This window comes from Streptomyces sp. NPDC092369, assembly GCF_044755245.1.
In the GTDB taxonomy this organism is placed as follows: Bacteria; Actinomycetota; Actinomycetes; order Streptomycetales; family Streptomycetaceae; genus Streptomyces.
This window is the reverse complement of record NZ_JBIVQP010000005.1, coordinates 606,342-618,427: the sequence shown is the minus strand read 5'-3', so window position 1 is coordinate 618,427 and position 12,086 is coordinate 606,342. Positions and strand designations below refer to the sequence as shown.

Genomic DNA, 12,086 nt, shown 5'->3' with positions numbered 1-12,086 from the left:
GACATCGGGGTGTAGCGCAGCTTGGCAGCGCGCTTCGTTCGGGACGAAGAGGTCGTGGGTTCAAATCCCGCCACCCCGACAGCTGAAACACCAGGTCAGGTCCGGTTTCCAGAAGTGGAAACCGGACCTGACTCGTTCTCCGGGGGCAGCTGGGGAGTGACTGAGGAGTGGATCATGGAGATCTCACTCCGGGGAGTGGCAGGGAGCTCCGTCATCCGAGCGGCAGGGAGCACCTCGCCTACAGCCTGAGAGCTGTTGCGAGTTTCTCTCCATCAAGGGCGGCTCGCTCCGCGCCCTGGGCCGCCGCCCTTGCTCTCCGTCCCTCTCCGCCTGGACGGGCCAGCAGCTCGATCTCACGGTTCGCGTAGCCGCACATCACCCCGCGACTGACCCCGAAACTGCTGCCAGCTGCGCAAAAGTGCCGCTCCTCCGCAGCTACACCATCGCGACAAGCGACCGCTGGTGAGACGGAAGTTTGCGTAACCGGTTACTCGCGTGGATGACGGGCCGTATCGTGATTCCTCAACAACCTCGCGCGAGGCATTGAGTGCGGCAGGGTAGGTCACCAACAAGGGCGCCTTGCCAGCAAGCTGTGGGTATGACGCCGGGGTCAACAGCCTGGGGTTCCGTCCGTAGAGTGCTGAGCATCAATAGTCACCAAAAGGGGATCAGAATTGGTTTTCGATGCGGTTCAACGCACGATTGGGGAGATCGTTCTCATTGGGGAACATGTTGTCCCTCGCTACCAAAGGCCGTACGCGTGGGATGACGAGAATGTATTGGACCTCTGGAATGACCTCAGAGACAACTCGGTAGGACATTTCCTCGGAAACATGGTCGTGCATCCCTCGGATAGCGACAGTTGGGACCTCGTTGATGGACAACAGCGTCTCACAACTGTCCTTATCGCGATCAGGGCAATTAAAGATGCGTACGAAAAAATCGGCGAGATGGGGCGGGCGCAAGGGCTGTCCAATTATCTGCAGCGCGTCGACCTGTCCGGCGAACCCACCTTCCGTCTCAAATATCGAACGGAATCCGGATTCCTACACCTAAGTCTATTCTCAGATCCTGAATCAATAATCCGGCAGGCGAATCCGGAAAGCAGTGCAGAAAAAGCACAATATTCCGCCTACAAAATTTTCGCGAAAAACATCGAGGAGGAAGTAGCCAAGTCGACAGATCCTAACGCAGAAACTATCGACGCAATCCGCGATCGCTTCATTCGCTCAACCGTAGTCTACGTACGAGTGGATGATCGTCAGGATGCATTTAGAATCTTTGAGACTCTTAATGATCGCGGAAAGAGTCTCAATCAAGTTGACTTGGTGAAGAACCAGGTAATCTCGTCCATTGCGGCGACGGCCGCCCAGGAAGAGGAGCACCTCTGGGGAAAAAGCGTGAAGAGAATTGAATCCATCTCTTGGTCGAAGATGAAGGTGGAGGATTTCTTCGGTTATCTCTGGAACTCAACTTCGCACCAACCGGACGACGAAATTGTCGCGATAAACAGAATTCGTCGATCTGTTGATGCATTCATGCGCAGTAAGGCAAACGTCGAGCAGGGTGCGCGTGATTTTATCCGCCTCTTCAGCGAGACGGCAGAAATCTTCGCGGAGTTCGACGAATGCCTCGCTTCTCCCAACGGAAGGCATTGGGAGACGGTGGTTTCCGCAGCACGTTGGCGGGCCGACCGGTATGCAGCCGTCGACCGCTCCTTGTATGGCTGCCTGGTACCGGGATCAAATCTGCCGTTGAATCTTCTCTTCTCCTTGCTTCGGAACTACATTCATGGCCCTCGTAGCACGATTTCTAACGCTCGGTTGGTCGATTTTCTGAAGGCAATCGAGAACCTGCAGTTCAGGTGGTCTATTTCCCAGCGCCCTTCCACTTCAACAATCCGTCGAGCATACCGACGGGCGGCCTATTCAGTGGATTCTTCAACCTCAGCAAACGACATAGTAAAAGCCCTTCAACAATTCAAGCGTGACGCGAATTCTCTCATGCCCACCGATACACAGTTCAAAGACGGACTTAAGAAGCTAACGTACTTTACTCAACGACCGCAAGACGTTCATCGTGTTCGGTATACACTAGAGAAGATCGATGAATTCTGGGGCTCGCCGAAACTCTCACGCAATCAAAGCATAACCCTTGAGCATATTGAGCCTCAGGGAGGAAAATCTATCAATTCTAACCAGAACTTCTGGGTGGGGAAGCTAGGTAATCTCATGCTCCTACCCATGGAGGTTAATAGCGCCCTACCTTCCACTTTTTCGGGTAAAGCACCCAAGCTAGCAAAGTGGGTAAACGATAAAGACCTAATTCTTCAAGGGCAGATCCGTCTGGGCAAATGGAGTAATGCAGTCGCGAATAAACGCATGGAGGAGCTCCTTGATGCGGCTATCTCTGTTTGGCCGAAAGAGATGACCATTTCGACTTCGCCCTGAAATTCCCCCTTCCAGGCGACTGGCGCACTGGCGCAAGTTAATTCGGGGCGAAGACCTCAAAGCTGTAACACACTTGGCGCCGCGCCGGTAGCCGGAGTTGAGGAAGCCGCAGACCTCTTCGCTGCCGCCTGCTTTGGGCCCAAATACGGTGTCGATCTCGTCGAAGCGGAGTGTCGAGGTGCCCTCGTCTGCGGAGACGAGCCGGAACAGGGCGTTCGCCGATGCGTTGACGGTGGTGGCCGCGCGCGGGGTGAGGGTTTCGATGATCTCCAGCGCCCGTGACTTCCCGGAGCCGCGTTCGGGGCTGAGGAACGCGATGCGGGCGGTGCTGTCCAGTGCGTCCATCAGGTGCGCGTGCGCGTCCCACAACGCGACAGCCGCGTAGGCGTGTTCGGTGGGGAAGACATTGAAGCGACGGTGGAAGGCTTCCACCTCATCCAGCAGCGCGGCCCCGTCGATGATGTCGGTCATGCGGCGTTCCTCCCTTCGGAGTTACGTGTCGAGCGCGAGGTACGGTGGGTCAGGGGAAGAGATGAAAGGACGCCCTTGCGGGCGGCCTCTTTCGGGCGCCCACTCCCCGCCCATCGCGGGCGGGTGGGGCGTGCTGCGGCCGGTCGGGCGGGGATGAGGCAATCCAGGCGGGGGGAACGGGCGGGCGCGGTGGTCATGCGGCCTCCCGCGGTGTGGCGTTGGCGAGGATCCACTGCATGGCGCTGCGGATCGTCGTTCGGCACTCGGCAGCCGGCGGTCCCGTGGACTCCCCCGCCGCCTGGATTGCTTCTTCGACCGTGTGGCGGGGGATGTGTCCCCAGGCCACGAACCGGGCCACCTTGCACGCGCTGCGGTACAGCGTGGTGTTGCAGCCGGTCGGGCCCGCCCTCGGTGGTGGCTCGAATGACCGCGCACTCCCGCTCCAGCGCGGTGCGGGCGGCCTTGGTGCCGTCTCGCAACGGAGCCAGCGAGGGCACAACCGCCGACTTGGCCGGCTTGGTGAGCAGGGCGGTGAGCCAGGCGGGCAACGTGGCGACCGGGGCAGCCTCGGCCACCTCCTAGGCGCCCTGCTCGGTGGTGCTGTTGGCGGCGACGACGTAGCCGCCCCACGCGCGGGTGTCGATGTGCGGGGCGAGCCGTTTAACGCTGCACTTCAACGTCACGCCGGGCGGGACGTTGAAGTACAGGTGGCGCCCTCCGCTAGGAGTCCGCACCTGGTGGGTGTACGGGTAAGGCTGTCCGGCGCGCTCGCAGAGCGCCTTGAAGGAAGTGGCGCCGTCAGGCGCTCCTTCCGGCTCTTCCGGTTTGGGCACGTCCAGATCGACCACGAGCAGGCCGGCCGGTCCGGTCGCGATCCCCACGTTGTACGGCCGGTTCACCCACGCGGTTTGGATCAACTCGGGGTCGGTGGCCCTGCGGTGCAGCGGCCTGTACGCGGGCAGTCCCGTTCGGGGTGTCCGGCGGGCCGCTTAGTGTTCGGCACGAGAGGGATGACGGGCCAGCCGCGCTCCGCCGACAGCAGGGCTGCGGCGAGCAGGTGCAGGGTCTCCAGAGAGACGGGCGGTGGCGCTCATGCCGCGCTCCTTGCTTCGAGGGCGAAGTACTGAGTGGCGATCCAGTGGGCGTAGACGGGTGGGATGGCCTCGCGCACGCCACTGACGGTGGTGATCCATGGGGTGCCCAGGGCCTGGGCGGCGGCGCGCTGCCACGCCTTGGAGAGCCGGCCGCCGGTGATGGTCATGAACGGCCGTTCGGGGGTGGGGAGGTAACCGTTGCGGGTGCAGCGCGCCACATGCGCCGGGCGGGGTGGGGCGGTGAGGGGGGAACGAGGTCTCGAACAGGCGGTGGCGGTACAGGGGTGGGTCGAACATGGGCCCGCACAGGGTGATGGGATGGCGCATCTGCCAGCCGGCGGCGGGGACGTTCTTCATCACGTACGGCTTGCCGACGTTGTGGAGGGCGGTGTGGGTGGGGCCGATCAGGCGGGGATAGGTCTTCTTGTTGTAGGCGTTGAGCGGGGGAGTCGGCCTGGCTGGGCGGGGAGGCGTGGATCAGGTCGTAGTCGTGGCCGGGGGCGAGCAGGTAGTCGATGGCGTCGCCGTGGACGAACGTGAACGAGTATTCCTCGGCGCAGGTGGCGTCCTGGTCGACGCCGACGACGTCGAAGCCGGCTTGGTGGAAGCCCATGGCCATGCCACCGCGATGGCAGTACAGGTCCAGCACCCGAGGCCGGCGATCGGAGCCGGTTGGGCGCAGGCGGATGGGGTGGGTCATGCTCGAGACCTCCATCAGTTCAGTCCCGTTGGCGGGTGGAGAAAAAGGGGCCGCCGCCGTCTTGCGGTGAGGGGCGGCCGCCCGCGAAAACCCCCGGCCACACGCGGAGCGCTCAGGCGGGGAGCGTGAGGCGGCCCCACCGGCGAGGGTGGGGCCGGGAGAATCGCGTGGGGCGTTGTCAGGGGGCCCGCTACGTTGAACGCAGGCGCTCGTGCGGGAACGTGCCCGCGTGCTGGCGTGTGGTTCGGTGTGCCTAACGGGAGGGCGTCATGACGGCGTGGTTGGTGCTGGCCAAGGACGGCAGTAAGCGGATCAGCGTGGGATACGACGACAACCCGGCCACCCACTACAGCTGGGACAGCACGGTCCCCAACCACGCGACCTTGCGGGTCGGTGACGTGATCGCGTTGTGGGACGCCACCGAGCTGTTGGGCCTGTCGGTGATCGAGGACATCGAGGTCGGCGAGGGTGAGAAGGAGACCCCGTACTGTCTAAAGTGCGGGAAGGCGGACGTGGCCAAACGCAAGCAGAAGCTCCCCCGGTTCGTGTGCTGGAACCAGGAGTGCAAGCACGAGAACGACAAGGCCGGCTGGAAGATCAGGCAGATCACCACCTACCGCAGCCGGCACGAGGCGGGCTGGATCGACGCGCGCGGCACCCTGAGCGCGCCGGAGTTGCGCGCCCTGTGCGTGAAGCCGGCCTCGCAGAACTCGCTGCGCGAGTTGCGTTTCGACGACTTTCACCACGCCCTCACCCACGGTGGCGTGCTGTTGCCATTGCGGGTCATAGACACCACCCAGAAGGTGATCGCCGAAGGGCACGGCACGGCCACCATCCGGGTCCGCAAGGGACAGCCGGCCTTCCGCAACCATCTGCTGGAGGTGTTCGGCGAGGTGTGCGCATTCACCGGACCGGCCCCTGTACAGGCGTTGGAGGCCGCCCACCTGTACAGCTACGCGGCCAACGGCAAGCACCACAAGGGCGGCGGTCTGCTGCTGCGCCGCGACTTGCGCCGTCTGTTCGACCTCGGGCTGATCGCCGTCCACCCACAGGCCCAGACGCTGCACTTGGACGACGCGCTCAAGGTCTACCCGGACTACGCCAAGCTCGATGGCGCCCCGCTCGCCGTGCCCGTGACCGCTGATCACGTGAAGTGGCTGGCCAAGCACTGGGACATGCACCGCCCGAACCTGCCGGCGGCCAGCCTCCAGGCGTAGATCACCCCCGCTGTGGGCGCCAGTACTCGCCGAACAGGGATGGGTTGAGCCATGGTGGATGCTCGCCAGTTCCTTGATGGGTGACTGGCTGGCAAGAGCGACCCCGCTTCTTTGGCGAGACATGGGGGGGGTCGCCCCTGGCACGGCTAGAAAGGGGGCTCGGCGTCCGCCGAGACTCCGGTACTGGTCTTGACCCACGGGTCGCCGCCGGCCGCACCGTTGGTGGCGGGCTTGGCGTTGATGTTCACGGTGGTGAAGCGGATCGAGGCGCCGATCTCGTCGACTTCAACGGCGAGCATGGAGCGCTTCTCGCCCTGCTCGTTGGTCCAGTCGTGCTGGCGCATTCGCCCCGAGGCGACCACGCGCGAGCCTTTCTTCAGGCTGTCGGCCACATGCTCCGCGAGAGTGCGCCAGGCCGCGCAGCGGTGGAACGCGATGGTGCCGTCCTTCCACGTGTTGGCGGTGCGGTCGAAGGGGCGCGGGGTGACGACGATGGTGAACTTTCGCGAGCGCGGCGCCGCCCTCGGTGAACTTCAACTCGGGTCGTCGGTCTTCACAAGGTAGCTGCGGGTGCGCTTGGCTGCGATCTCCAGTAGCTCGTCCGCGACACCGTACGAGTCCGCCGCCCCGTACGCGACGGCGGCCAGCACGCGGAGACCTTTTGGTAGCTGGAGTATGCGAGCTTGAGTGCGGAGGCTTTCCCAATGCTGTCGCCCACGATGTGAGGCCGCACATCGGTGCCGGCGAAGAGTTCGGCGATCCGGTCGGATTGCTTGTCTGGGCCGGACGGATAGAGCGTCGGGTACTTGCCGCTCCCCCCCCCCCGGAGGCGATCCGACCACGGCGGCGTCGACGAATGCCAATGGGGCCAGGCGGTCAGCGATGCGCTGCGCGCGCGATGGCGAGACGGCGTTCGCTTCAATGTAGATCGTGCCCCCGCCGGCCATACAAGGCTCGGCAACCTGGGCGGCGGTCTCCTCCGCTGCGGCGGGAGGGCACAGGGAGAGCATCACGTCGGAGCGGGAAACGAACTCAGGTAGTGCTTCGGCTTCGAGGCCCGCGTGCTCGGCCCGGCGACGGGTCGTGTCGCTGCGTCCGTCGGGGCACCACAACACGATGTGGCTGCGGGCACGCAGCTGGGCGCCGAAGGCTGATCATGCTGCCGGGGTGCACAGCCCGATGGTCTATGTCATGACGTGGTCCTCGTGTGGCCGACGGAGTGCAGAAGCAGCAGGTCGATGGCGGCGCGGGCATGCGGCACCGTGTGAGCCGGTCCGAGATCGTTCGGCGGCCAGGAGCGGTTGTTGCGCATCCAAATAATGCTCAGCCCCGCACTGCGTCCGCCGCCGATGTCGTTGACGGGGTTGTCGCTGACCATCCAGCCGCCGTCGCCCAGCTCGGTGCCGCAGCGGGACGCAGCCAGGGGGAAGTGCCGGGTCTGCGGCTTGCGTGCATCGGCCTCCCCAGAGACGAAGACACCGTCCACATGCTCAGCGACACCGGCAGCCCGCAGCTTGGCGCGCTGTATGTCCACCGCGCCGTTGGTCGCCACCCCACTCGCCAGCCGGCCACACGCAGCTCGTCCACGCCGTCGAGGTCGAAGAGAACGAGAAGGCGCCGCACATCCCGCATCCTAATGAGTGCGAGCGGCCCAACCTTTGGGCAGCACCCCGCCTGGCCGCGTGACCTGGGAAAATCGGCCCCGTAATCGCGGCCTACCTAAATCATGACGCCCGGCAGCCGCCTGGATCACAGTGTGTCAAGGTCCAGATAAGCGTCTGTAGTCGGGTGAGGCCACGGCAGTTCGTGATAGTCGCACACCTGCCGCGCTATGTGAGCCTTGGCCTCCACAACCAGCTTCTCAACATCGTGGACGACACCGCCGTGAGTACGCCGACGCCCATCATGCACTGTGTCCCACTTGCTCTTCTTGCTCTGGCGGGTCGTCGCCCCCTGCTCTTTGCTGCCGAAGCCCTTCAGCTTGCTGTTCCAGATCGGCGTGTATCCCACGCGCAGCGCGTTTTCGCCCAAGTCGGCGTGCACATCAGGCAGTAGGAGGGCCCGGAACCGGAACTCGGCGATCGGCAGGCCGCCTTCCATGATCGACAGACGATGTTGCTTGAGCCTGCTATGGAGGGGATAGCGCTCCCGAACCCTCTCCCCGGTGGCGGTGTTACTGGAAAGGGCCTGCCCCGCATATACCGGGATTTGAAGGCTGGCGAGCGGAAAGTACAAGTCTACGCTCGCACCGCGGTAGTACAGGGCATAGAGCCCGGAGCCCTCGAACCTCGGGATCTCGTACGTCATAGAGACCAGGGGTTGCCGCTCGAAGGTCTCGCAGATGGTGGTCGCGATCTGCATGGTCGACAGAGGGTCGAACCACGCGGGTGTGTACTCGGCGGGCATGGCTTCCTGATCGGTAATCCAGCGTATGCGGGGAGGTCCACTGGAACGGGCTCGGTTACGTTCGACTTCTGTGCTTCATGGTCACTCGCCAGCGTCGAAAAGATCGTCCTGGGTGATCTCCTCGGGCGACGCCTCGGGCTCGCTCTCGAACACTTTGCCAGACCGGTAGTACCGCCAGGCACTCTTGTACTCGTTCGGGGAGTCCGCGTACATGATCACGTACCCCATAAGGGCAGCGATCTGCCACGCCTCTGGAAGCGCCTCGGATACCAAATAGAACGCCGCGTCGGCGGACAGACCAGCATGCGGCACAGCCAAGAAGGTCGCCTTCGAGCGCGGCGGCTCGATGTGCCGGAAGTTGTACGGCAGCCCGTTCTCAAGAACCTTGAGAAATACGCTCAGCGGGATCTTGCCGGGCGCCAGTCCCTTGACGGGACGATCCAGGTCGATCGGGTAGACGACGTCGAAGTGATTCTTCTTCAGGACTGTGCTGCCACGCTGGCGTCCCGGGCCCTTATTGCCAAACCCATTGTTATCCACCGTATGTTTCCCATTTCCTTGTGGTGGTTTATGAGCAGCTGCTCGGGAGCCAGGGCGGAGAAATCCTCTTCGACGTACAGGCAGGAGAACGAAACGTCGCGGAGGTCGATGTTGTGCCGACCCGAGAGCTTTCGCAGATGGTTGGCCAGTCGACTGGGCAGCGACTTATCAGCCTTGCCCACGTAAACGAACTCACCGTGAAGGTACAGCTGGTAGACGCCGGGCCGCTCATCAAGACTGGCGAGGTACTGCTCGGCGAGCGGGGCGCGGCCGAGGTGCGTCAGCGCCTGCGCCAATTGATGGCCAAGGGCCTTGGTGATGCTCAGCCGGAAGTCGCCGCGGTAGGTGCCACGGCCGTCCGACCTGAACCGCCTGCGTCATCCCCTTGGGCCCCTTCTGCCGCGTTGATCACCACGGACGTTATGGCCTTGCTCACTTATAGGCGACTCGCTCGAGTGAAAACCCGCCATGATCACCATCTCCGCGGTATGGTTTCCTCATGGTTGACCTGCCTGAAGAAGCAAAGAAGCCGCGGACCAGCGTTGAACTGTTCGCGGGTGGGGGCGGCCTTGCCATGGCGGTCCATCAAGCGGGCTTCCGCCCACTCCTGTTCAACGAGTTCAACAACCGGGCCTGCGAGACGCTCATCGCGAGTGCGCGGAAGACCCTCGGAGTCCACGGCCTGGAGCGCACCGAGGAGAAGGAGCCCAAGCCGCCCCGACCAGGGCAGCCCGCCCCCCTATACCCAGGGGACGTGCGCGATCTAGACCTGAGCGCCCTCCAGGGTGAGGTCGATGTCCTCGCCGGAGGCCCTCCATGCCAGCCGTTCAGCGCCGGCGGGGCCGCCAAAGGCGACGAAGACAAGCGCAACATGTTCCCCGCCATGTTCAAGGCCGTGCGAGAGATGCGACCGAAAGCGGTTATCTGCGAGAACGTCCGCGGACTACTGCGGCCATCATTCGCCGAATATTTCCAATACATCCAGAACGAGCTGCGCCTCCCGTTTGAGAAGCGCGTCGATGAGATCAAGTGGCAGGACCACAACGCCCACCTGACCCGCATTCTCGACCAACTGTCCGATGGTGACAGCGACCCGGATCACTACAAAGTCGTGATGGTGCGGGTCAATGCCGCCAACTACGGAGTCCCGCAGGTGCGCAACCGCGTCGTGCTCGTGGCCTTCCGGGCTGACCTCGGCGTAGACGTCGACGCCTTCGAAAAGTATGTCAAGACGGAGAGGTTCTCCGCGGATGCCTTGTTCCGCTCCATGCGCGATGAGGACGGACCCTACTGGAAGCGCCACTCAGACGTAGAAGACCACGTTCGCGACCGAGTACGAAAGCACCTTCCGAAGGTGATCAAGGAAGACGACTGCAAGCCGTGGCGCACATTGCGCGACGCTATCCAGGGCTACGGCACGGACGTGAAGCTCCCGGCGCTGCCCCCTGTCGATCTGGAACGACTCCACGAGAAGTTCGACTTCGGCCGGGAGATCGACGCCGTCGGTCACATCGGATGGCCTGGAGCCCGCATTTACAAGGGGCACACCCCGAACGAACTCGACCGTCCCGCGAAGACCGTCAAAGCCGGCGTTCACGGCGTGCCGGGTGGTGAGTCAGTGATGCGACTGGACGAGCGGGCGCCCGACATCGACGGCTTGCACCGCTACATGACCGTGCGCGAGACCGCCCGGGTAATGACGTTCCCGGACGAATGGCACGGCTCAGGCCCCCGAGGCGAGCAAATGAGGCAGTTGGGCAACGCTGTTCCAGTCGTCCTCGGTGAGTTCTTCGCCAAGGCCGTCGCTGATGCCTTGTCTGCGGCGGGACACTAGAGTCATGCCGCAGACAAGGGTCGGGGGGCACTGGAAGGACAGGCTGCCCCCGGAGCGCGCATATAAGCGTCGAGCCGGTGCGGCCGCGCCAGCAGTTGAGCAAGACCGCGCCTCCGGAGGCCGCAATCGACGCAACGTCGACCTGGGCGACGGGCGCCTCGCACGCGCCTCGATCACGCTCCGCTTGTACCGGAGCACACGGCGCATTCGCGCCTATCTGCGCTGGTCACAGGACGGCAAGACCGAGGAGAGGTACGTCTGCGAGGTCGAGTTTGGCTCGCGCAAACAGAACCTGGCTGAGGCATGGCAACAAGCACGAGCAAAGGGGCTTCTGGCGGAAGAAACACTACCGCCCGAGTCGACCGCGTCGTCGCTGGAGGTGCGGGCCTCGATGCGCGGAAACCGCAGCAAGAACACTAAACCGGAACTGCTTCTCCGTGGCTTACTCTATCGCCGCGGCATTCGCTATAGAGTCGACACACGGCCAATCGCCGACGTCCGACGGAGAGCCGACGTCGTCTTCCCAGGCGACCGCATCGCGGTATTCGTGGACGGCTGCTTCTGGCATGGCTGCCCAGACCACTACCGGCCCGCCATGAAGAACGCGGACTTCTGGCGGGAAAAGATCAACGGCAACAGGGCAAGGGACGCGCAGACCAACGACACGCTGGCTACGGCCGGCTGGACAGTCATCCGCGTTTGGGAGCACGATGACCTCGCCCAGGCAGCGACTCGAATCGAGAACGCCGTCCGACGAAAGCGCGGATCAGCGCACGTCGCTGCTACAGCGGGCGACCAGTGATCAGGTCACTGCTAGCGTATCCAAACGGCGCAGAACGATCCTGCCACCCTCACCACTGTGAGCCAGCAATGTCTCACCAGGGTTAATGCCAGCCTCGACCAAGATGCTCATAGGCAGGGCAACCGTACCGTTGGTGCCGACGGTGACTTCGGAGGGGCGTCGAATCACCACCCCAGTCTTATATGCGTGGTAGAGGCGAGATCGGGTCGATGCGGCACTGCGGCGAGTAAGACAGCTCGCCGTATGGCTGAGTCGACGGGGTGCCGATGGCCGAGGCTCGGACGCTGCGGTTGGTGAAGGAGCGACCGCGGTCGATCGGATCGTGGGAGTCATGGCCCTTGGCGAGGGCCTCAATGCACGGCATCAAAGACAAGGGCCAGCGCCAGGGACGACCTTCTCGTCACTATCGCACGGACGGGGCGCGAAGACTCTGAAGTCGCGGCGGAATGCGCCGCGAACCTGGCGTGTGAGAAGATCGCGGCCGCGACGGCCATCCGCTACCTCACCCATCTCTGACCAGATCGTCCCTGTTCGCGAAGGTTCCACACTTTCGCTGGCATCCCGGGTAGCCA

At 63.5% G+C, this 12,086-nt stretch carries 10 protein-coding genes, 1 tRNA gene and 2 pseudogenes; 5 read left to right on the top strand and 8 right to left on the bottom strand.

Annotated features, from left to right (window positions below):
* Positions 1-5 precede the first annotated feature (5 nt).
* Together ACIQI8_RS31115 and ACIQI8_RS31110 are read left to right on the top strand one after the other, a co-directional pair.
* Positions 6-79 (top strand) — tRNA-Pro (locus tag ACIQI8_RS31115).
* Positions 80-674: 595 nt separating this feature from the next.
* A complete protein-coding gene (locus ACIQI8_RS31110; RefSeq protein ID WP_402357467.1) occupies positions 675-2,450 on the top strand; it encodes a DUF262 domain-containing protein in 1,776 nt (591 codons plus the stop codon).
* A gap of 72 nt (positions 2,451-2,522) precedes the next feature.
* Here ACIQI8_RS31110 and ACIQI8_RS31105 read toward each other — a convergent pair.
* The 3 genes and pseudogenes from ACIQI8_RS31105 to ACIQI8_RS31095 form a co-directional block, all read right to left on the bottom strand.
* Positions 2,523-2,921 (bottom strand): annotated as a pseudogene (locus ACIQI8_RS31105) (DNA primase); the annotation flags it as partial.
* A gap of 193 nt (positions 2,922-3,114) precedes the next feature.
* Positions 3,115-3,978 (bottom strand): annotated as a pseudogene (locus tag ACIQI8_RS31100) (bifunctional DNA primase/polymerase).
* Between the two features lie 33 nt (positions 3,979-4,011).
* Complete coding sequence (locus ACIQI8_RS31095) at positions 4,012-4,182, bottom strand: hypothetical protein (protein WP_402357464.1); 171 nt, start codon at positions 4,180-4,182, stop codon at positions 4,012-4,014.
* 802 nt (positions 4,183-4,984) lie between these two features.
* Between ACIQI8_RS31095 and ACIQI8_RS31090 the strand changes: the two genes are divergently transcribed.
* Positions 4,985-5,932 carry an HNH endonuclease gene (locus tag ACIQI8_RS31090; protein ID WP_402357461.1) on the top strand — a complete coding sequence of 316 codons (948 nt, stop codon included), beginning with the start codon at positions 4,985-4,987 and terminating at the stop codon, positions 5,930-5,932.
* Between the two features lie 146 nt (positions 5,933-6,078).
* On the opposite strand, the gene ACIQI8_RS31085 is transcribed toward ACIQI8_RS31090, so the two are convergent.
* The 5 genes from ACIQI8_RS31085 to ACIQI8_RS31065 form a co-directional block, all read right to left on the bottom strand.
* Positions 6,079-6,426: a single-stranded DNA-binding protein gene (locus ACIQI8_RS31085; protein WP_402357964.1), complete on the bottom strand. Its 348-nt coding sequence runs from the start codon at positions 6,424-6,426 to the stop codon at positions 6,079-6,081.
* Positions 6,427-7,121: 695 nt separating this feature from the next.
* Entirely contained in the window at positions 7,122-7,484 is a 363-nt protein-coding gene (locus ACIQI8_RS31080) for an HAD family hydrolase (protein WP_402357458.1), read from the bottom strand.
* A 197-nt stretch (positions 7,485-7,681) separates the two neighbouring features.
* Positions 7,682-8,293, bottom strand: a complete 612-nt coding sequence (locus ACIQI8_RS31075) for an Eco29kI family restriction endonuclease (RefSeq protein ID WP_402357455.1) — start codon at positions 8,291-8,293, stop codon at positions 7,682-7,684.
* Positions 8,294-8,419: 126 nt separating this feature from the next.
* Positions 8,420-8,878: a hypothetical protein gene (locus tag ACIQI8_RS31070; protein WP_402357452.1), complete on the bottom strand. Its 459-nt coding sequence runs from the start codon at positions 8,876-8,878 to the stop codon at positions 8,420-8,422.
* Positions 8,818-9,174 carry a GIY-YIG nuclease family protein gene (locus ACIQI8_RS31065; RefSeq protein ID WP_402357449.1) on the bottom strand — a complete coding sequence of 119 codons (357 nt, stop codon included), beginning with the start codon at positions 9,172-9,174 and terminating at the stop codon, positions 8,818-8,820. Before ACIQI8_RS31065 ends, ACIQI8_RS31070 begins: the two co-directional genes overlap by 61 nt.
* A gap of 203 nt (positions 9,175-9,377) precedes the next feature.
* On the opposite strand from ACIQI8_RS31065, the gene ACIQI8_RS31060 reads away from it, so the two are divergent.
* Together ACIQI8_RS31060 and ACIQI8_RS31055 are read left to right on the top strand one after the other, a co-directional pair.
* A complete protein-coding gene (locus ACIQI8_RS31060) occupies positions 9,378-10,712 on the top strand; it encodes a DNA cytosine methyltransferase (protein WP_402357447.1) in 1,335 nt (444 codons plus the stop codon).
* A gap of 4 nt (positions 10,713-10,716) precedes the next feature.
* Positions 10,717-11,514: a very short patch repair endonuclease gene (locus ACIQI8_RS31055; RefSeq protein WP_402357444.1), complete on the top strand. Its 798-nt coding sequence runs from the start codon at positions 10,717-10,719 to the stop codon at positions 11,512-11,514.
* The last annotated feature ends 572 nt before the right edge of the window (positions 11,515-12,086 follow it).